The organism is Photobacterium sp. AWH4_225 (genome assembly GCF_056158405.1).
The window spans coordinates 2,893,934-2,913,216 of sequence record NZ_JBSWTF010000001.1 but is presented as its reverse complement, the minus strand read 5'-3'; the positions used below and the strand labels follow the sequence as shown (position 1 = coordinate 2,913,216).

20 protein-coding genes are annotated in these 19,283 nt (G+C 50.1%); 9 read left to right on the top strand and 11 right to left on the bottom strand.

The window, feature by feature from the left end:
* Nucleotides 1-9: 9 nt before the first annotated feature.
* The gene (locus ACXAD4_RS13540) at nt 10-507 is read right to left on the bottom strand and encodes a putative pterin-binding protein (protein WP_475242099.1); all 498 of its coding nucleotides are present in this window, start codon (nt 505-507) and stop codon (nt 10-12) included.
* Between the two features lie 466 nt (nt 508-973).
* Between ACXAD4_RS13540 and ACXAD4_RS13535 the strand changes: the two genes are divergently transcribed.
* The 5 genes from ACXAD4_RS13535 (at nt 974) to ACXAD4_RS13515 (ending at nt 5,355) form a co-directional block, all read left to right on the top strand.
* Entirely contained in the window at nt 974-1,630 is a 657-nt protein-coding gene (locus tag ACXAD4_RS13535) for an ABC transporter permease (RefSeq protein WP_039458410.1), read from the top strand.
* Nucleotides 1,631-1,657: 27 nt separating this feature from the next.
* Nucleotides 1,658-2,779 (top strand): ABC transporter ATP-binding protein, encoded by a 1,122-nt coding sequence (locus ACXAD4_RS13530; protein WP_317522206.1) that lies wholly within the window; start codon nt 1,658-1,660, stop codon nt 2,777-2,779.
* Between the two features lie 3 nt (nt 2,780-2,782).
* Nucleotides 2,783-3,514 (top strand): ABC transporter permease, encoded by a 732-nt coding sequence (locus tag ACXAD4_RS13525; RefSeq protein ID WP_475242095.1) that lies wholly within the window; start codon nt 2,783-2,785, stop codon nt 3,512-3,514.
* A gap of 20 nt (nt 3,515-3,534) precedes the next feature.
* Nucleotides 3,535-4,437, top strand: a complete 903-nt coding sequence (locus ACXAD4_RS13520) for a glycine betaine ABC transporter substrate-binding protein (RefSeq protein ID WP_475242093.1) — start codon at nt 3,535-3,537, stop codon at nt 4,435-4,437.
* 72 nt (nt 4,438-4,509) lie between these two features.
* Nucleotides 4,510-5,355, top strand: a complete 846-nt coding sequence (locus tag ACXAD4_RS13515; protein ID WP_475242090.1) for a nitrilase-related carbon-nitrogen hydrolase — start codon at nt 4,510-4,512, stop codon at nt 5,353-5,355.
* Between the two features lie 177 nt (nt 5,356-5,532).
* Here ACXAD4_RS13515 and cls read toward each other — a convergent pair whose 3' ends face one another.
* Complete coding sequence (gene cls / locus ACXAD4_RS13510) at nt 5,533-6,990, bottom strand: cardiolipin synthase (protein WP_475242088.1); 1,458 nt, start codon at nt 6,988-6,990, stop codon at nt 5,533-5,535.
* A gap of 378 nt (nt 6,991-7,368) precedes the next feature.
* On the opposite strand from cls, the gene ACXAD4_RS13505 reads away from it, so the two are divergent.
* The 4 genes from ACXAD4_RS13505 (at nt 7,369) to ACXAD4_RS13490 (ending at nt 11,131) form a co-directional block, all read left to right on the top strand.
* Complete coding sequence (locus ACXAD4_RS13505) at nt 7,369-8,802, top strand: sodium-dependent transporter (RefSeq protein WP_475242086.1); 1,434 nt, start codon at nt 7,369-7,371, stop codon at nt 8,800-8,802.
* Nucleotides 8,803-8,975: 173 nt separating this feature from the next.
* Nucleotides 8,976-9,662: a TIGR01621 family pseudouridine synthase gene (locus ACXAD4_RS13500; RefSeq protein ID WP_475242085.1), complete on the top strand. Its 687-nt coding sequence runs from the start codon at nt 8,976-8,978 to the stop codon at nt 9,660-9,662.
* Between the two features lie 225 nt (nt 9,663-9,887).
* Nucleotides 9,888-10,097: a hypothetical protein gene (locus ACXAD4_RS13495; protein WP_475242083.1), complete on the top strand. Its 210-nt coding sequence runs from the start codon at nt 9,888-9,890 to the stop codon at nt 10,095-10,097.
* 95 nt (nt 10,098-10,192) lie between these two features.
* On the top strand, nt 10,193-11,131 hold the full coding sequence (locus ACXAD4_RS13490; protein ID WP_475242082.1) for a class I SAM-dependent methyltransferase: 939 nt from the start codon (nt 10,193-10,195) through the stop codon (nt 11,129-11,131).
* Nucleotides 11,132-11,342: 211 nt separating this feature from the next.
* On the opposite strand, the gene gspS2 is transcribed toward ACXAD4_RS13490, so the two are convergent.
* The 9 genes from gspS2 to trpD all read right to left on the bottom strand — a co-directional run bounded on the left by gspS2 (nt 11,343) and on the right by trpD (nt 19,271).
* The gene (gene gspS2, locus ACXAD4_RS13485; protein WP_475242080.1) at nt 11,343-11,732 is read right to left on the bottom strand and encodes a type II secretion system pilot lipoprotein GspS-beta; all 390 of its coding nucleotides are present in this window, start codon (nt 11,730-11,732) and stop codon (nt 11,343-11,345) included.
* 22 nt (nt 11,733-11,754) lie between these two features.
* Nucleotides 11,755-12,054, bottom strand: coding sequence for a YciI family protein (locus ACXAD4_RS13480; RefSeq protein ID WP_475242077.1), 300 nt, complete (start codon nt 12,052-12,054; stop codon nt 11,755-11,757).
* Nucleotides 12,055-12,217: 163 nt separating this feature from the next.
* A complete protein-coding gene (gene yciA, locus ACXAD4_RS13475) occupies nt 12,218-12,616 on the bottom strand; it encodes an acyl-CoA thioester hydrolase YciA (protein WP_475242075.1) in 399 nt (132 codons plus the stop codon).
* A 14-nt stretch (nt 12,617-12,630) separates the two neighbouring features.
* Complete coding sequence (locus ACXAD4_RS13470) at nt 12,631-13,170, bottom strand: septation protein A (RefSeq protein WP_475242072.1); 540 nt, start codon at nt 13,168-13,170, stop codon at nt 12,631-12,633.
* Nucleotides 13,171-13,278: 108 nt separating this feature from the next.
* Nucleotides 13,279-14,553 carry a dicarboxylate/amino acid:cation symporter gene (locus ACXAD4_RS13465; RefSeq protein ID WP_475242784.1) on the bottom strand — a complete coding sequence of 425 codons (1,275 nt, stop codon included), beginning with the start codon at nt 14,551-14,553 and terminating at the stop codon, nt 13,279-13,281.
* 322 nt (nt 14,554-14,875) lie between these two features.
* Nucleotides 14,876-15,685 (bottom strand): tryptophan synthase subunit alpha, encoded by an 810-nt coding sequence (gene trpA, locus ACXAD4_RS13460; protein WP_475242069.1) that lies wholly within the window; start codon nt 15,683-15,685, stop codon nt 14,876-14,878.
* A complete protein-coding gene (gene trpB / locus ACXAD4_RS13455; protein WP_475242067.1) occupies nt 15,685-16,875 on the bottom strand; it encodes a tryptophan synthase subunit beta in 1,191 nt (396 codons plus the stop codon). Before trpB ends, trpA begins: the two co-directional genes overlap by 1 nt.
* Nucleotides 16,876-16,887: 12 nt before the next feature.
* Nucleotides 16,888-18,258 carry a bifunctional indole-3-glycerol-phosphate synthase TrpC/phosphoribosylanthranilate isomerase TrpF gene (trpCF, locus tag ACXAD4_RS13450; RefSeq protein ID WP_475242064.1) on the bottom strand — a complete coding sequence of 457 codons (1,371 nt, stop codon included), beginning with the start codon at nt 18,256-18,258 and terminating at the stop codon, nt 16,888-16,890.
* Nucleotides 18,259-18,260: 2 nt separating this feature from the next.
* Complete coding sequence (gene trpD / locus ACXAD4_RS13445; protein ID WP_475242062.1) at nt 18,261-19,271, bottom strand: anthranilate phosphoribosyltransferase; 1,011 nt, start codon at nt 19,269-19,271, stop codon at nt 18,261-18,263.
* Nucleotides 19,272-19,283: the final 12 nt, after the last annotated feature.

Sequence of the window (19,283 nt, the reverse complement as noted above, 5' to 3'; positions counted from 1 at the left end):
GTTACCTGCTTACTGGGTTTCTATAGCGGTGAGCTGCCAGACCATATTGGCAAGGTGCTTGGTTTTGGCCGCTTCGGGGTGTTCATTGAGGGAAATGATGACCCAATATGGACCGTAATCTCGTACCTTCAAATAACGGCCGTCTTGCTTGATAGCGACCAAAGGGTTGTATTGCTTGATGTAATCATGGCTGACTTCGACGGAATAATCGTTGAGGGCGAGCAGTTTTAGTTTAGAAACAGAGAGATCAAAGTGCTCGAGTAGTGTTAATAGGCGTACTCCCTCGAAGGTGGCACTTTGTTCCAGCCAAGGGAGATTAGTTGAGAATGACGTTTGTGGGAGTTGCTCAAGTTGGCTTCGCTCGAGTACGAGAGAGAGTTCCTCTCCCGATGGCTTTTTGCCCGACAAAACCAGTGGGATACTCTGGCTCCATGCAGAAAATGCAGTGAAAAGGCCAAAACAATATAAAAGGAACAGTATTGTTAACTTCGGGCTTGCAAGCTGCATTGGAACTTCCCCCAATTTTCATCCTGAACTTAATACCACGACTCCAAAGCGCTTCTTGCGGTAGAGTACACTTAAGCGGCTTGGATATAATTGTAGCTGCTTCTCTTACAAGTGAGGCAAAGAAATCAAAACAAAATTGAATGAGTTCGTTGTAATTTTTTATTTCAGGCCTTATTAATAATCATGTGGTTAACGTATTTATGGTTGTTTTTTAAACGTAATAAAGTGGTGAGATCAAAATAAATCCTGAAAAAACTTGAGCTAGTCAGGCTTACTCTCTAGAATCCCCCTTCCTTTTTCGCTTGTATGACTTGTGGTCTGACAAGCGATGCTGATGGTGTAAACCATGTCTATCAGGGCGGAGCCCCTGTTTTGACAACCTTGTGGTTGTATCAATGTTTCCGGCGCCTAAGCGGAAACACTCATAAAACAATCTGTGTTCAACTCGTAAATCCAGGAGTGCAAATTGGAAATTTTCAATTTCGTTCTGGACAACTGGGATGTGATTGTCTCTCGTACTGTAGAGCATCTGTCGTTGGTGAGCCTGGCCGTTGGCCTAGCCATGATGACAGGGGTACCTATTGGTATCGCAATTACCCAGAATCAGCGTGTCGCCAATGTGGTGCTATACGTTGCGTCCATTATCATTACGATCCCTTCTATTGCCTTGTTCGGGATCATGATCCCTGTGTTGTCGATTATCGGCCAGGGTATTGGTTATCTGCCTGCAGTGATTGCGGTTTTGCTGTATTCGCAGTTGCCAATTATTCGTAATACCTACACCGCAATTAACAACGTTGACCCGGCCCTGCGCGAAGCGGCAAGGGGTATCGGCCTGACCAACATGCAGCGCCTTCGCCTGGTGGAAATTCCACTGGCTATCCCGGTGATCATGGCTGGTGTGCGTACCGCCGTGGTGATGAACATCGGCGTGATGGCGATCGCCACCTACATCGGTGCTGGTGGTTTGGGGACGTTTATTGCACGAGGGATCAGCCAGTCTGATCCGCGCCAGCTGATTGTTGGTGCTGTAGCTGTGAGCCTGTTGGCCATTTTTGCCGACACGGTATTGGCGAAGATCCAAAAGAAATTCACACCGAAAGGTGTCGTCGTTCACGGCTAAGTTTTACGAATTTAAGAGGGCGTTTTCATGATTCAACTTGAGAACCTGACAAAAGTTTTTGAAACACCACAGGGTGTGGTGACAGCAGCCGATCATATCAACATGGAAGTACCGACCGGCGAAATCTGTGTCCTGCTGGGCCCATCTGGCTGTGGTAAAACCACCACGTTAAAAATGATCAACCGCCTGGTAACACCAACCTCTGGTCGTGTGCTGATCAACGGTGAAGATACTACAGGTATCGATACAGTCACCTTGCGCCGTAACATCGGTTACGTCATCCAGCAGATTGGTCTGTTCCCGAACATGACCATCGAAGAGAATATCAGCCTGATCCCGAAACTGATGGGCTGGGATGCCAAGCGTTGTACCCAGCGTGCCAAAGACCTGCTGGATATGGTGGCACTGGATCCGAACACTTTCATGAAGCGCTTCCCGAATGAGCTTTCAGGTGGCCAGCAGCAGCGTGTCGGCGTTATCCGCGCGTTGGCGGCCGATGCACCGGTACTTTTGATGGATGAACCTTTTGGTGCAATCGACCCGATCAACCGTGAAGTGATTCAGGAAGAATTCCTGAAGATGAACAAAGAGCTGAAGAAAACCATCATGTTCGTCTCACACGATATTGATGAAGCGGTGAAAATGGCTGATAAAGTGGCGATCTTCCGTGATGGCCAGCTTGAGCAATACTCTAGCCCAGACCAGCTTCTAGCTCACCCAGCGACTGACTTTGTGGCAGATTTCGTCGGTACAGACCGTACCTTGAAGCGCCTGCAGCTATCAACTGCTGGCGAAGTGATGGAACGTCAGGTTCCGACAGTATCACCGAATGACACGCTGGAGATTGCCCTGCAGCGCATGAATGATTACGGCCACGGCATGATTGTGATGGTGAACAACCAGAACCAGCCAATCGGCATGATCACCAAGTCGGTTGCCATGAGCCAACGCGGCCTGTGTAGTGACCACTACGATGGATTGCCTATCCTGATGAACCAGGAGCAGGACTTGCGTGCCGTAGTTTCCAAGATGTTTGCCCATGACATCAGCTGGTTAGCGGTAGTCGACCAGCAAGGCCAATTGTGTGGTGAAATTTCACAGCGTGGTATTACACACCACCTGGGAGCCAGTTTCCGTAAAAAGGGGTAAGGGATGAAGTCGATTAACTTAAGCCCTTACTTCAATGCGCTATTGCTGGTAACCGTATTCCTCATCGGGATCTGGGCCCAGTCATCAGGTTTTGTCGAGCAGTTCATCTATTACTGGGATGAAATCATCTACCTGTCAGGCCACCATATCAAGTTGACCCTGATTTCGGGCTCGATTGCGATTTTAATTGGTGTGCCGGTGGGAATTATCCTAAGCCGTCCTGCTTGCCGTAAGGCTGCTGACTTGGTGATGCAGATCTTCAACATCGGTACCACGGTCCCGACGCTGGCAGTACTGGCGTTGTCGATGAGCTTCTTGGGCATCGGTGACAAACCGGCAATCTTCGCCCTGGCCTTTGCCTCGGTATTGCCAATTCTGCGCAATACCTATACCGGCCTGCTCTCGGTGCCTGCACACCTTAAAGAAGCGGCAACCGGTATTGGCCTGACGCCAACACAGCAGCTGGTAAAGGTTGAATTGCCAAACGCGATGTACGTCATCATGGCGGGTATCCGCACCGCTTTTGCCATTAACATCGGTACCGTACCGCTGGCATTCCAGATTGGTGGTACCGGTCTGGGTGAGCTGATCTTCGCTGGTATCGACCTTTATGATACGCCGATGATGCTGGCAGGGGCGATCCCGACAGCGGTACTGGCGCTTATCATGGATATGGTACTAGGTGTGGTGACTTTCCTGATAGTGAGCAAGGGTGTAAACCCTAACCGTAAGTAATGGCTCGGAGTAATACAAAGATGAAACGCGTAATTTCTTTATTGACTGCCGTAGCCACTGTGTTCTCGGTAATGACTTTCTCGGTGTCGGCGCAGGCCGCGGGCAAGCTGGTCGTTGGCGGTAAAGGTTATACCGAGCAGCTGATCATGTCTTCGATGACTGCACAGTACCTTGCCGGTCTTGGCTATGATGTCGACCAGCGTGACGGTATGGGTTCAACGGTTCTACGTACTGCTCAGCTAAACGGTCAGATCGACCTGTACTGGGAGTACACAGGCACCGGTTTGGTCACTTTCAACAAGGTCGTTGAAAAGCTAAATCCGGAGCAGACTTACCAGCGTGTCAAAGCACTGGACGAAAAAGTTGGCCTGATCTGGCTTAACCCATCGCAGGCGAACAATACCTATGCGCTGGCGATGCGCAAAGACTTTGCCAAAGAGAAGGGCATCGAGTCCATCACTGATATGATGAACTGGTTGCAGTCAGAAGACGGCAAAGATGCCCAGATGGCAAGTAACGTTGAGTTCTCGGCCCGTCCGGATGGCTTGAAGTCACTGCTAGAAGCCTATGAGTTTGAGATGCCACGCCGAAACCTGCGTAAGATGAACTCGGGTTTGGTATACCAGGCTTTGGCTCAGGAAGTAGTTGACGTCACCATGGTGTTTGCCACCGATGGCCGTGTGAAGGCGTTTGACTTCTACGTATTGAAAGATGACCGTCAGCACTTCCCGAACTATGCCCTGACGCCGGTTGTACGTAACGACGCATTGGATGCCAACCCGGAGCTGGCTAATCAGCTGAACAAGCTGTCTGCGCTAATGAACGACGAAACCATGTCTACCCTGAATGCCTTGGTAGACGTAGATGGTTTGTCTATTGAGCGTGTATCGCGCCAATTCTTGGAGCAAAACGGCCTGCTGTAATCACACGATGCTGTGTTTTCGCGCCGAAATTAATTCAAAGGCCAGCGTAAGCTGGCCTTTTAAGGTTTTATCATGACAAAACAAGTATTACACGTCGGTATTGCCCAGATCGCCCCTGTGCTGGGGGATGTTGAGGCTAACCTGCAAAAGCACCTTCAGTATATCGAGCAAGCCCGTGAGCAGGGCGTTGAGGTGCTGCTGTTTCCAGAGCTTTCGCTAACGGGCTACAGCCTGCGTGAAAAGACGCTGGATGTTGCTATGTCGGTAAACCACCCCCTATTGGGTGAACTGGCTGCGGCAGCAGGCGACATGGTAGTGAGTGCTGGCTTTATTGAAGAAGACCACGCTGGTGAGTTCTACAACGCCCAGGCGATGGTGACGAACGGCCAGCTTGTCCATGTTCACCGTAAGCTGAACCTGCCTAACTACGGCGGCTTGGAAGAAGCGAAATGGTACAGCAAAGGCCAAGACCTAACGCCATGCGAGCCTATTACTGGCTGGCCGATGCACACCCTGATCTGTGCCGATCTATGGAACCCGGCCTTGCCGCACCTGGCAATGCTGGACAAGCCAGCCTTGATGTTGGCCCCGGTTAACTCGGCGGCAGATATTGTCTCTGACGAGTTCTCTAACCCTCAAGGCTGGAAAACCAATACTGACTTTATCTCGATGACCTACGGTGTACCTTTGCTGATGGCAAATAGCTGTGCCCTTGAAGGCAATAGCCGTTTCTGGGGTGGTTCCCGTATTCTGGATGCGTTTGGTAATTGTCTGGCAGAAGCGGGTAGTGATGAAGCCCTGGTCAGTGCCGAAGTGTCTTTGCAAGATACCCGCGAGGCGCGGTTCCAGCTACCAACTATCCGTGATGCGGACAGCCGATTGGTGTTGGATTTGCTGGCTAAGCGAGTTGGAAAGTAATAATAAAGCCGTGAGCTATTACTGAATATTCTGCAAATTAGCAGGGTGTAATTTTAAAAACGCATAAAGGCATCCATGCCGCTCCGACCCTGGAGCGCTAGCCCGGGCCGTCCATGCCCGGGTAGGTTTTAAAATCACACCCAACTAACTTGCTGTTATGCAAGCTGAATATGAAAATTACAACAACGGGCTAAACATATAGAAGAACTGTTCAATCAGCTTGTTGCTGATATGCCTTTGCTCCCACTTGTTCCTGTCAACCAAGCTGGAATCATTCATATACTCTTTCTGTAGCCAGTTTAGCTGCTGGGTGAACTCGGCATTGTCCACTGCCAATGTCACCTCGAAGTTGAGCCACAGGCTGCGCATATCCACGTTAACCGTACCAATCAAGCAGTGGGTCTTGTCTATCACCACGGATTTGGTATGTAGCAAACCGCCGTGGAAACGGTGGATGCGAACACCTGCAGCCAGTAGTTCCGAGAAGAATGAGCGGCTAGCCCATTCCACCATAATAGAGTCATTCTTATCCGGGATAATGATATCTACAGTGACTCCACGGTGAGCCGCTCCCTTCATCGCGTGCAGCAAATTCTCACTCGGTACAAAGTAAGGGGTGGTGATCACCACACTTTCTTTGGCTTGGTAGATGCTAAGCAGCAGTGCCTGATGGATGATTTCATCTGGCATCCCCGGGCCCGATGGGATCACCTGGATCATATCGGTTGCCTCAACTGAACTTGGCAAGGTGCATTCTGGCAGTTGCGGCAGATAGCGATCGCCGGTTTCTACCTCCCAGTCCCACGCCTGAATACCGTTAAGCACGGCCACAGAAGGTCCGGTCACCCTCACCATGACGTCGATCCACTGGCCAACACCCGCATCGGTTTTGAAAAAGGCGGGATCAACCAAGTTCATTGAACCGGTATAACCAATCTTTTCGTCGATAACGACAATTTTACGATGCTGACGCAAGTCCATCCGGCGCAGGAACATCCTGAATGGGGTAACAGCTAGCGCTTCTACAATCTCAATGCCGGAATGGCGCATGAGCTTGGGCCAATGGGAGCGGAAAAAGCGCATGCTGCCTGCTGCATCCAGCAGTACTTTCACCTTTACTCCACGCTTGGCGGCCATGATTAATGCCGTAGCTACCTCATCGGCCAAGCCTCCCGGGTGCCAAATATAGAATTCCATATCCACCGAGGTTTCTGCTTGGTGAATGTCTTCGATCAGAGAGCGCAGGATAGTTTGCGGAGAGTCTTGTAGCGAGAGGGTATTGCCGCTTAAAGCAGGGATGCCAAGGCGGTTTTCACACAGGTCACTGATAGGGCGAGCATGCTCGCTCATGAGTTCAGGCTGGTGGCCGGGACAGTCATTGAGGCGCTGGAACCAGTCGGCAAAGGGTTCGAACATCACCTTGGCGCGTTGGGCGCGTTTTTTGCCTAGGTTGAGTTCGCCGAACAACAGGTAAGCAATCACCCCGCCGATAGGGATGATGAAGATGATCATGAGCCAGGCAAGCGAAACACCAACCACCCTGCGCTTGAAAACGATGCGCATAGTGACGGCAGCAATCATCAGCCAATAAAAGAAGACGCTGGCCCAGACAAGAACTTGATAAAACTGTTCCATTCGAAATTGTTATGAGTTGGATGTATTACTCTATTTTGCATTGAAACTAGAGGAATACCAGCGAAATTTACTGGGATTTATGTGCTATGTTTGATAAGAGGAAATCACTGATTTGTAGGAGGAATGTGAAATTTGCACGCAGGGTTAGTGCAAAATATAAGCAAAATGCAAAGAATTGATGTAAAAAAGCAGTAAATGATCAAAATTTACAAGCGCGGGCTTCACATTCTAATCGCAACCTGTTTTACTTGCCATATATAGAGCGTCAATAACAATCCTATAAGTGTACAAATAACTTTGCACACAAGTTTACACAACATATTTTCGACGCCTATTACTAGCAAACTCTAGCAAACACAACAAAACCTTGGAGAGAACGTGGCTACTAGTAATACAACCACACAACCCCGCGATAGCTGGGGTTCAAAATTAGGCTTCGTAATGGCCGCGGCAGGATCCGCAGTAGGTCTTGGTAACATCTGGAAGTTCCCATACACAGCTGGTGAGAGTGGTGGTGGTGCTTTCGTAGCTATTTACCTATTGTTCGTTATCGTAATCGGTTTCAGCGTCATGCTGACTGAATTTGCCGTGGGTCGTAAGACTGGCCTTTCCGCTGTAGGTGCTTTCAAATCAACTGATCGCCGTTGGTCGTTCGTCGGTGTTATCGGTGTGGTCAGTGGCCTACTTATCATGGGCTTCTATCCGGTCGTTGGTGGCTGGGCAATCGCATACATCTACAAAATTGCAACAGGTCTACTAAGCACGCCAGAGGCAATTGGTGATAGTTTCGGTGGCTTTATCTCTAATCCAATCCAGCCATTGTTCTGGATGGGCCTATACCTGGTGTTCAACATCCTGGTAGTTATCAAGGGTATTTCTGGTGGTATCGAGAAAGCCGGTAAGATCCTTATGCCTCTACTGTTCGCCATCCTTATTCTGGTAGCAGTTAAAGGTCTGAGCCTTCCAGGTGCAACAGCAGGCCTTGAGTTCCTATTCAAACCTGACTTCTCTAAAGTCGACAGCACAGTAGTACTGGCTGCACTTGGCCAGGCATTCTTCTCACTAAGCTTGGGTATGGGCTGTATGATCACATACGGTAGTTACCTGAAGAAGAAAGAGAACCTTGTTCAAACTACAGCAATGGTAACGGCGATGGATACCGCGGTTGCAATCCTTGCTGGTGTGGCTATGTTCCCTGCAATGTTCGCATTCAGCATGGAGCCAGCAGCGGGTCCAGGCCTGATCTTCGTTGTTGTTCCTCAGCTGTTTGCTGAAATGGGTGGCATCGTAGGCCTACTGCTTGCGCTATTGTTCTTCATCGGCCTAAGTGTTGCAGCACTGACGTCTTCTGTATCGCTACTTGAAGTGGTTGTGTCATACCTGATTGACGAAAAAGGCTTGAAGCGTTCAACCGCAGTGTTCTCGGCAAGTGCTCTGATGGCGTTCCTATGTGTGTTCGCATCACTATCGCTTGGCGGCCTTGGTCCAACACTGTTCGAAACCGGTGCATTTGATATCTTCGACCTGCTAACAGATAAGATCTTCCTAGCGGTTGGCGGTATGCTGGTATGTATCTTTGCAGGCTGGCGCTTGAATCGCAGTGAGCTTGAAAAAGAAATCACCAATGACGGTGAAATCAAATTCCCACTGTTCGGCCTATGGTACAACCTAGTTAAATACGTAATCCCATTTGCCATCGCTATCGTTGCTATCGCAGGTGTGAAAGCGGGCTTTGACAGCGGTAAAGGTGAAATCATGGTGATGGGTCTTGCCATCATTGGCCTCGGCGCCCTGGTTTCTAAGAAACTGTAATTAACAAGCATTGTCAACTTAGTTGATGTATCAAAGCGGGAGCCATCGGCTCCCGCTTTTTGATCGTGTTGATTATGACTCGATGCCAGTAAAGGTCATGTGGAAATACTCCCCATAAGCGGTATACTTCGCTCTCTTTATTAGCCAGAGCCTTCAGCCAAGAGCCAATCAATATGTTCGATATTCTCCACACCCATCCAGATTTCCTCGTCATCAGCAAACACCCAGGGGTGTCTGTTCACAAAGATGATGGTGATGTGATGCTGCTGCAGGAAGTGGCGAAGCAGAGTGGGGACGAGCAGCTTTACCTTATTCATCGCTTGGACAAAATGACTTCCGGGCTGCTGTTGCTAGGCCGAAACCGTGAGGCGGCGTCGGCGCTGTCTAAGGCTTTTGCCGAGCGTGAGGTCGAGAAATTCTATTTGGCGATTGGCACCAAGAAACCTAAGAAAAAGCAAGGTGTGGTGATTGGCGATATGACTCGTTCGCGCCGTAGTAGCTGGAAACTGGAGACAACCAGGGAGAATCCTGCTGTTACCCAGTTTTTCTCAACAGCGGCCGGGCAGGGACGACGCTTGTTTTTGTGCAAACCCCATACAGGCAAGACCCACCAGATCAGGGTAGCACTCAGAAGTGTTGGCTCGGGGATCACTGGTGATGATATCTATGGTAATGAAAAGGCAGACCGTGGTTATCTTCATGCCTATGCGTTGCGTTTTCCGTATTTAGATCAGCAATGGCAGTTTATGTGTGTCCCTGAACAAGGGGATCTTTGGGCTATTGATGAGACACATCAGGCTATTGCCAAAGAGTGGTCTGCGCCTTGGGAGTTAGCATGGCCAGTACTCGCGAGAAAGTAATTTGATGAGCGAAAAGTAGCTTGGTAGCCTGTTGGTTGTAGAATGACCAGTTATTCTCAAAGTTATGTAGAAAAATAGGGCTTAATGATAATAAATTGTGTAAGTCAGTTATTTTTCATTGTTAATTCGCGACCAACTGCTGCTAATTTAACCTGTGGCAAATTACATTACAGTAAAGTTTCACTTATAATATCGGTCTAGGATTTACCTAGATCGAGATTCAATATGCGCCTTACCCGCTCCGTATCGCTTCGTATGCGATTGAAGAAAAAGAAGAACCAATCACGTTTTTGGGGGCTGGCGTCATTTCGTCGACAACGTAAACTTGTCAAAAACCGCACCCGCCGCCAACGCCAAGTCCGCCTTCAGGTCGAATATGTCCACCTTGCCAGCTGCCGCCAACCAGAACAAGAAAGCCTCAAGCTCGTGGCTTAATAATATCTTTGCACCTGTAGTGTTTGCACCTGTAGTGTCTGCTCTAAACGGGTTTGCTATAATACCGCCCCTGAATTTCCCAACGCAGTAGAACTATGGAACCGAGTGCATTAATAAACCTTGAGCAACATCTGATGGCCGAATTGGCGACACCGCCTAATGAAGTGCGCCGGTTATTCCATGGCCGCGGCCGCTGTTGGCCGGGGCTTGAGCAGTTGACTGTGGACTGGCTAAGTGGCCAGGTGCTGGTTTCATTGTTTAAAGAACCTTCCGAAGAGTTTTTGGCCCAGCTGCACCATTTGCTTGATAACTTGCTCGATAGCCCTGTTTGGCAACAATCCGGCGCGACATCTTTGCTTTTACAGCACCGTGGCCGTCAAGGTTCACCGATGGAACTGCTGTGGGGCGAAAGCCGCGAGTACCAGGATGTGGTAGAAAATGGCCTTACGTTCAAGCTCGATCTTGGCCGTAAGCAAAATAACGGCTTGTTCTTGGATATGCGTTACGGTCGTGACTGGGTCATGCGCCATGCCGAAGGCAAACGTGTATTGAATCTATTTGCTTACACCTGTGGTTTCTCTGTTGCTGCGATTGCTGGTGGGGCTGAGCATGTGGTCAACCTTGATATGGCTAAGGCGGCATTGAGTCGCGGCCGTGACAACCACCATTTGAATAAGCATGATTTGTCCAAGGTTAGTTTCCTTGGCCATGAGTTGTTCAAGTCGTGGGGCAAAGTGCGCAAGCTAGGCCCTTATGATTTGATCATCATCGATCCGCCATCTTTCCAGAAAGGCAGCTTTGCTCTGACCAAGGACTACCAGAAAATTCTACGCCGTTTGCCAGAGTTGCTAACCGATAATGGTCAGGTACTGGCCTGCGTAAATGACCCGGGTGTGTCATCGTCTTTCTTGATTGAAGGAATGGCTGCCGAAGCGCCGGAGCTTGCTTACCAGCACCGCTTGGAAAACCCACCGGAGTTCAAAGATATCGATCCGGAAGGCGGATTGAAAGTTCTGCTGTTTGAGCGTGGCTAATTTCCCAGTACCAAAAGAAAAACGCCAGCAAAGCTGGCGTTTTTTTCGAGGGCTTTAAATCATCCGGATGAAAATTGCAAAAACGCACGAGTACGTCCATGTAGCTCTGAGCCTTCATCCCTGAAGGCTAAGTTTTGAAATTTTATCCAGCTGTATAAAGCTTGAGTGGATTTGGACGTTTACGGGCGGAAAAATAGCCCATAGCCCGCCATTAATTCGCTAACTGACTACAAACCTCTGCAGTGATCGGCTGGGTCACCATAGGGCGGCCACGCATATCCATAATCACGATATTGTAATTCACCCCCTCGCTGACCATTGGGCTTAGCTCTGCGCTGTTGCAATAGTTAAGCGCTGCACTTACGGCGGCCTTAGTCGGAGGCGTTTTACCACCACCACCATATAAAATGGTGATCTCGACGATGTTTTCCCGTGCTTGGGCTTTCATGATCTGGTATTGGTCGATCTTCTCGTACGGTGCCTTGTTGTTAATCGCCATCGCGCGAGCTTTTGCCATATCCAGTATAGCCTGCTGCTCAGCGTTTGATGCACAGCCTGCCAACAGGGTAGCGCCTAACAAAACGAGGGTGCGTTTTAGCATAACGTTGTTATCTCAAAATCGGTTATGGAAGGACTTTCTTGAACGGCTTAACGATAACTTTTTCGTAGACACCGGCTTCAATGTAAGGGTCGGCATCGGCCCAGGCTTGGGCATCGTCAAGAGAGTTGAACTCAGCAATTACTGTTGAACCGGTAAAGCCCGCTTCAGCTGGGTTTTCACTATCGATAGCAGGCATAGGGCCTGCGACAAGCAAGCGGCCTTGCTCTTGGAGATCTTTTAGTCGAGCCAAGTGCTTTTCACGCACGCTTAGGCGGCGTTCAAGGCTGTTTTCGACATCTTGGGAAAAAATAACGTACCACATGTAGCTCTCTCCTTGTAACTGCTACGCTCGATAGATATTGGTGAAATTTGTAATGAGGCAGCAATGTGTGACAAATTTTTCCTATCATAAATGAAAAAAAAAGCCCTAGCATTAGGTTAGGGCTTTTTTGCGGATCTTTGCCAAATTTTGACAATGTCGGTAACTAGCTCTTTTGTACCGGGCGCGGTCTGCCGTCAGCATCAATAGCAACATAGTTGAAGGTGGCGTCGCATACCATAAAGCGGTCTTCGATGTTTTCATCGCGTACCGGCTTGATCCAAACCTCAAGGTTGATGCTCATTGAAGTCCGGCCGATCTTGGTACATTCGCCATAGACACACACCACGTCACCCACACTGACGGGTTTTTTGAAGGTAATGCTTGATACCGATACGGTAACGATACGGCCACCGGAGATCTCCTTGGCGAGAATACCACCGGCAAGGTCAAGTTGGGACATGATCCAACCACCGAAAATATCACCATTGGCGTTGGTGTCGGCTGGCATGGCGAGAGTGCGGAGCAGCAGTTGCCCGCGTGGGATGTTGTTTTCTGATGTCATGTTGCGACTCTGTACTACTCTGAATCAGGTTCTTTTGGCATATGGTGGTAAATATAGCCGCCGGTGGCAATGGTGAAGATCAAAGTCAGGATCAATAGCCCGAATACTTTGAAATTAACCCACACATCTAGCGGTAAACGGAAGGCAATATAGACATTCACGACGGCACATACAACGAAAAACAGTGCCCAAGCGCCGTTGATCCGGTTCCAGACCGTGTCCGGCAGTTCCAACTCATTGCCTAACATGCCTTTTATTAGCGGCTTACCCAAGTACTGGCTGATGGCTAACCCGGCAGCAAAAATCCCGTAGACAATGGTGACTTTCCATTTGATGAAGTTGTCGTCGTGCAGGAAAATCGTCAGCCCACCGAATACAGCCACCATCACGAAGGTGATCAGCTGCATCTTTTCTACTTTTTTATACAGCACCCAAGTTACAGCAACTTGAATGGCGGTAGCGATTATCAAGGCCCCGGTCGCGACATAGATGTCGTGGGTTTTATAGAGAATAAAGAAGACGACCAGGGGAATAAAATCAATCAGTTGCTTCATGTTAAGAGCCATAAAATACATAGAGTTTCTGGCTACATAGTACACCAGTAAGCAAAAGGCTGCAGGTTTAACCCTGCAGCCTTTGGTGTTTTGGGTTATTGAGCCGTTTTAGACGCGATGGCTGGACTCTGGTTCAGGTGTTTCCTGTGGCGCATCGTTGATCATGTTATCGACAATCACGGCACAAGCGGCGTCACCAGTGATGTTAAGCGCAGTACGGATCATGTCGAAGATACGGTCAAGGGCAAACAACAGCGGTAGGCCTTCGATTGGAATACCTGCTGCCAGTAAAACCGCGACAACCAAGAAAGACGGACCTGGTACACCGGCCTGGCCAACCGCACCCAGCGTCGATGTCACGATAATCGCAATGTATGCACCCATACCCAGCTCGATATTGAACATCTGGGCAAAGAAGATAGCAACCAAGCCGTAGTAGATTGCATTACCACTCATGTTGATGGTCGCACCCAGTGGGAGTACGAAGGAGGCTGTGGAGTTCTTGACACCCAGCTCTTCTTCACACACTTCCATGGTTACCGGCAGGGTCGCCATCGAAGAGGCTGTCGACAGGGCAACGGCCTGTGGCTTTTTCATGGCTGACAGGAACTTCAGCGGAGAGGTCTTGCTGAAGGCTTTGATCATGGCTGGATAGAAGATGAAGCCGTAGATCAAGATAGCAACCACGTAGACCACGAAAAGCTTGAACACTACCATCAGGGCGCCAAAGCCGAAGGTGCCCACTGCATCTGCCATAAGGCCGAATACGCCAAGAGGGGCAACCTTCATCACAACGTTGATCATCCATACCATGGCATCAACAATAGCATTCACACCGTTGATTAATGGGTCACGGCGTTCTTTTTCCAGCTTCGAAACAGCAATACCGAAGAAAAGGCAGAAAACCAAAATTTGAAGGATATTTGCTTCATTCAGCGACTGGAAAACGTTGGTCGGGATCATGCCGAGCACAGTAGCCCAGAACGTCGGCATTTCACCTTTATCGGCATAGACATTAGAGAACATGCCTTCGACGCCTGTCATGTCGACGCCGACACCCGGCTGGAATACCACACCCATGAATAGGGCCAAGGCAACCGCAACCGCCGATGTTAGACCGAAAAAGCCCAGTGTCGATAGGCCGACCTTGCCGGCAGACTGGCTACTGCCAAGCCCTGCAGCACCGGAGATAATGGCGACGGCGACCAAAGGAATCACCAACATTTTGATCAAGTGGATGAAGATGCTGCCTAGCGGGGCAAACATACTTGCAGACTGGCCCATCATTGCACCGACGAGCGTTCCCACACACATGGCAATGACGACTTGAACGCCGATATTGCCAAACAGTCCTTTTTCTTTTAACACGGTTAGATACCTCAGTTGTGTTCGATATTGTTCGCAAAGCTATTGGTAAAAAGCATTGGTAATATGTTTTGTAATTGTACTAAATGTTAACCCAATATTTTGCGCGTGTGTTTTTACACGGAAATATCATCTTTATCAATCTTTCTTTTACTTGAATGGTGTTATTGCCTTTCAAACTTGCAATTTGTTTGTACCAGGCGTTAACAAGTTGGTTACTGTATGGGGGAAGAAGGAAGAGATCTTTGATCTTGCACCAGAAAATATCAGGGAGATGCAAAAAGCCGCCCACAGAGTGACCTGGGGCGGCTTTTGTGTTTATCAGTTAGCACCTGAAAGGTTAGCTTTTGCGGGTTGCAGCCTTCATGTTGCTGATAAAGCTATGCATATTGCTGAGCATGGCATCATGATCATCAAGGTTATTCTCGATCACTTTCACCACAGCAGAGCCTGAAATGGCACCCGCAGCGCCAGCTTCAATCGCTTCGGCAACCTGCTGAGGTTCTGAAATACCAAAGCCAAGCAATGCTGGTGGGGCATTGTGCGTCTTCAGGCTCTCTAGCAGGTGGTCGATTGGTGCTCCTGCTTTGGTTTCGGTACCGGTTACACCGGCACGCGATAGCAGGTAGGTATAACCGCCACCAAACTCAGACACGGTTTTCAGCGTTTCTTCATCGGCATTTGGCGGGGCGATGAAGATTGGGTGGATGCCGTATTTAGCCGCTGCTACGCGGAACTCTTCAGATTCTTTCAGCGGTACATCGGCAACCAGTACCGAATCAACACCGGCTTCGGCGCACTGCTGGTAGAAGTTTTCAATACCATTAGTGAACACCAAGTTGGCGTACATCAGCAGGCCAATTGGCATATCTGGGTATTTGGCGCGGATCTGGCTCAGCAGATCAAAGCAGACTGCTGGGGTGGTGCCAGATTCCATCGCACGGATTGTTGCGCCTTGGATAGTTGGGCCATCAGCTAGCGGATCGGAAAACGGGATCCCCAGCTCAAGGGCGTCAGCACCGGCTTCCACCAAGGTTTCAATGATCTTCAGTGATTGTTCCGGGTTCGGATCACCGATAGTAACAAAAGGAACAAATGCGCCTTCGTTTTTCGCCGCCAGGCGGTCAAATTGGGCTTGGTAACGATCCATTACAGCACTCCTTTTGCATCTAGAATATCGTGTACAGTGAAAATATCTTTGTCGCCACGGCCTGATAGGTTAACGACCAGTAGCTGTTCTTTTTCTGGGTTGGCTTTGATCATCTTCAAGGCGTGGGCCAATGCGTGGGCTGACTCCAGTGCCGGAATGATACCTTCGCTGCGAGCAAGTTCCTGGAAGGCTTCCAGAGCCTCGTCATCGGTAACCGCTTCGTATTCAGCACGGCCAATGGCATTAAGGTGAGCGTGCTGAGGGCCGACAGACGGGAAGTCCAAACCAGCAGAGACCGAGTAAGACTCTTCAACCTGGCCGTGCTCGTCCTGCATTAGCGGGGCTTTCATACCAAAGAAGATACCCAGCTTACCGTGTTTCAGCGGCGCGCCGTGCATGTCGGTATCCAGGCCTTTACCAGCAGGTTCAACACCAATCAGACCAACACTCTCTTCTTCGATGAAGTCAGAGAACATACCGATGGCATTTGAGCCACCGCCGACACAGGCGATAACGGCATCTGGCAGGCGGCCTTCTTTTTCAAGGATTTGCGCTTTGGTTTCTTCGCCGATGATGTGCTGGAATTCACGCACGATAGTCGGGAATGGGTGAGGACCCGCAGCCGTACCCAGTAGGTAGTGTGCTTTGTCGTAAGTCGCTGTCCAGTCACGCATGGCTTCGTTACAGGCATCTTTCAGTGTTGCGGAGCCAGAATGGACCGGGATCACTTCAGCACCCATCAGCTTCATACGGAACACGTTCGGGCTCTGGCGCTCAACATCTTTAGCCCCCATGTAAACACGGCACTTCAGGCCAAGTAGTGCACAAGCCAATGCTGTTGCTACACCGTGCTGGCCTGCACCGGTTTCAGCGATGATTTCATCTTTGCCCATGCGCTTAGCAAGCAGTGCTTGGCCAAGTACCTGGTTGGTTTTGTGGGCACCGCCGTGCAATAGGTCTTCACGCTTAAGGTAAAGCTTGGTCTTGGTGCCCTTGGTCAAGTTCTGGCACAAAGTCAGCGCAGTTGGACGACCGGCGTACTCTTTTAGCAGGTCAATGAATTCTTTCTGGAAGCTAGGATCCTGCTGGGCTTCAACAAAAGCCGCTTCAAGCTGATCTAGGGCTGGAACGAGGATCTGTGGGACGTACTGACCACCGAACTCGCCGAAATAGGCACTAATCTTACTCATGGTTTATTTTCCTTAATACTTTCTGATAGCCGCGAAAGCCGCTTTCAATTTTGTTGGGTCTTTTTTGCCTGGCTCGCTCTCTACACCGGAATTCAAATCCAGTCCGCGGCAGCCAAGATGCGCTGCTTCACAGACATTGTCCGGGTTAAGGCCACCGGCCAGCATGGTGATTTGCTTTTGCTCGTTAGGGATTAGGCTCCAGTCAAAGGCAACACCTGTGCCTCCTGATTGGTTGCCGACCTTGCTGTCGAGCAGGTGGCGGTCGACCTGCCATTCGCCAAGTGCAGGCGTTGTTTCAGTCACGCCGTGGGCTTTCCAAATTTCACACTCTGCAGGCAGCTGGCCTTTCAGGGTGGCAATATAGTCATGGTCTTCATCGCCATGAAGCTGCACCGCTGACAGTGAAAGCGCTTCGGCAGCTTTGGCTACGGCTTGTGGGTCAGCATTGCGGAACACACCGACATATTTCAGCGGCGCGCCGCTCATCACCATGCGGGCTTGTTCGATGTCAACATGGCGTGGTGAGCCAGACACAAAGATCAGGCCACCGTACACCGCGCCACTCTGGTAGGCGGCCGCAGCATCATCGGCATGGGTCAGGCCACAGACTTTGTTGTCGCCTAGCAATACACGGCGAACTGCCAGCTCAAGGTTGTCTTCAGCCATCAATGAGCTACCGATCAAAAAGCCGTTGGCATAAGCTGACAGGTCGCGTACCTGCTGGTTGTTATAGATCCCTGATTCGGAAATCACAATCGTACCTTCCGGTAGGCGAGGTGCCAGCTCTTTAGTACGGTTCAGATCAATGCTGAGATCGCGCAGGTTGCGGTTGTTGATCCCAACGACCTTGGCCTTAAGGGCAATGGCTCGCTCAAGCTCTTCCTCGTTGCTGACTTCGGTCAGGATACCAAGGTTAAGCTGCTCGGCAACCTCGGCCAGTTCACGGTATTCATCATCGTTCAACACTGACAGCATCAACAGGATGGCATCGGCATTGTAGTGGCGAGCAAGATAGACCTGATAGGTATCAATCATGAAGTCTTTGCACAGTACCGGCTGGCGGACTTGGTTACGAACCACCGGCAGGAAGTAAAAGTTACCCTGGAAGTACTTTTCATCGGTCAATACCGAGATAGCACTGGCATGGCCGTTGTACACCTGGGCAATCATGTTGAGATCGAAGTCTTCTCGGATCAGCCCCTTTGATGGCGAGGCTTTTTTACATTCCAGAATAAACGCCGCCTGATCGCCTGACAGGGCTTCATAGAAGCTACGGTCGCTTGGCACTAGGCTGTCTTTGAACGATGCCAGTGGCTGCTCGGCTTTGCGCGCTTCAACCCAGATACGTTTATCGGCGACAATTTTGGCTAGAACTGTTTCCATGATTAACCTCGTGCTGCAAGTTGGCCGACAAGCTCAAAGGCTTTGCCTGATTTCATGACATTGATGGCCTTCTCGGCATTGGCTTTGAGATCTTCCTGGCCGAACAGGCGAAGAAGCAGAGCCACGTTGACGGCGACGGCACCCATTTGGGCATCGGTACCTTTGCCCGTTAGGATATTGGTAATAATGGCACGGTTTTCTTCCGGCTCTCCACCCTTGATTGCATCAAGCGGGTGGCTTTCAAGACCAAAGTCAGCAGGGGTTAAGGTGTACTCGGTGATTTCACCATCGATGATTTCAGCCACCGTGGTTTCGCCGTGAATTGCCACTTCGTCGAGGCCACTGCCGTGGACTACCGCCGCACGTTTCATGCCCATCGCTGCCATGGTCTCGGCAATTGGGCGAACCAGTGAAGCGTCGTAGACACCCATTAGCTCGATATTAGGGCGAGCCGGGTTAATCAAAGGACCCAGTACATTGAAGATGGTGCGAGTTTTCAGGGTTTGACGAACCGGCATCGCATGGCGCACGCCGCCGTGGTATTCCGGAGCAAACAGGAAGCAGACGCCTAGATCGTCAAGGGCTTCACGGGCTGTTTCCGGCTTCATTGCCAGGTTGATACCGAATTTGTCCAGCAAGTCTGAAGAGCCCGACTTGCTTGAGACACCACGGTTACCATGCTTGGCCACCTTAACGCCACAGGCGGCAGCCACGAAAGCTGCAGTGGTCGAGATATTGATGGTATTGGCACCGTCGCCACCGGTGCCGACGATGTCGGCAAAGTCGTACTCAGGGCTTGGGAACGGGTTGGCATTGGCCAGCAGGGCTTTGGCGGCACCGGCGATTTCTGCTGGGGTTTCGCCTTTGATTTTCAATGCTGTCAGTACCGCAGACAGCAATACTGGCTCGACTTCGCCCTTAATGATGGCGTCGAACAGGGTCTGGCTCTCTTCTTGGCTCAGTGCCTGCTGGTCGTAAAGCTTGTTGGCAATGGTGTAGATGGTCGCATCCATAATAAAAATCCT

What these genes read in the sequence shown, in the direction of transcription:
- ACXAD4_RS13540 (WP_475242099.1), bottom strand. Translation starts at nt 507, where the DNA reads ATGCAGCTTGCAAGCCCGAAGTTAACAATACTGTTCCTTTTATATTGT.
- ACXAD4_RS13530 (WP_317522206.1), top strand. Translation starts at nt 1,658, where the DNA reads ATGATTCAACTTGAGAACCTGACAAAAGTTTTTGAAACACCACAGGGT.
- ACXAD4_RS13525 (WP_475242095.1), top strand. Translation starts at nt 2,783, where the DNA reads ATGAAGTCGATTAACTTAAGCCCTTACTTCAATGCGCTATTGCTGGTA.
- ACXAD4_RS13520 (WP_475242093.1), top strand. Translation starts at nt 3,535, where the DNA reads ATGAAACGCGTAATTTCTTTATTGACTGCCGTAGCCACTGTGTTCTCG.
- ACXAD4_RS13515 (WP_475242090.1), top strand. Translation starts at nt 4,510, where the DNA reads ATGACAAAACAAGTATTACACGTCGGTATTGCCCAGATCGCCCCTGTG.
- cls (WP_475242088.1), bottom strand. Translation starts at nt 6,990, where the DNA reads ATGGAACAGTTTTATCAAGTTCTTGTCTGGGCCAGCGTCTTCTTTTAT.
- ACXAD4_RS13500 (WP_475242085.1), top strand. Translation starts at nt 8,976, where the DNA reads ATGTTCGATATTCTCCACACCCATCCAGATTTCCTCGTCATCAGCAAA.
- ACXAD4_RS13495 (WP_475242083.1), top strand. Translation starts at nt 9,888, where the DNA reads ATGCGCCTTACCCGCTCCGTATCGCTTCGTATGCGATTGAAGAAAAAG.
- ACXAD4_RS13490 (WP_475242082.1), top strand. Translation starts at nt 10,193, where the DNA reads ATGGAACCGAGTGCATTAATAAACCTTGAGCAACATCTGATGGCCGAA.
- gspS2 (WP_475242080.1), bottom strand. Translation starts at nt 11,732, where the DNA reads ATGCTAAAACGCACCCTCGTTTTGTTAGGCGCTACCCTGTTGGCAGGC.
- ACXAD4_RS13480 (WP_475242077.1), bottom strand. Translation starts at nt 12,054, where the DNA reads ATGTGGTACGTTATTTTTTCCCAAGATGTCGAAAACAGCCTTGAACGC.
- yciA (WP_475242075.1), bottom strand. Translation starts at nt 12,616, where the DNA reads ATGACATCAGAAAACAACATCCCACGCGGGCAACTGCTGCTCCGCACT.
- ACXAD4_RS13470 (WP_475242072.1), bottom strand. Translation starts at nt 13,170, where the DNA reads ATGAAGCAACTGATTGATTTTATTCCCCTGGTCGTCTTCTTTATTCTC.
- trpA (WP_475242069.1), bottom strand. Translation starts at nt 15,685, where the DNA reads ATGGATCGTTACCAAGCCCAATTTGACCGCCTGGCGGCGAAAAACGAA.
- trpB (WP_475242067.1), bottom strand. Translation starts at nt 16,875, where the DNA reads ATGAGTAAGATTAGTGCCTATTTCGGCGAGTTCGGTGGTCAGTACGTC.
- trpCF (WP_475242064.1), bottom strand. Translation starts at nt 18,258, where the DNA reads ATGGAAACAGTTCTAGCCAAAATTGTCGCCGATAAACGTATCTGGGTT.
- trpD (WP_475242062.1), bottom strand. Translation starts at nt 19,271, where the DNA reads ATGGATGCGACCATCTACACCATTGCCAACAAGCTTTACGACCAGCAG.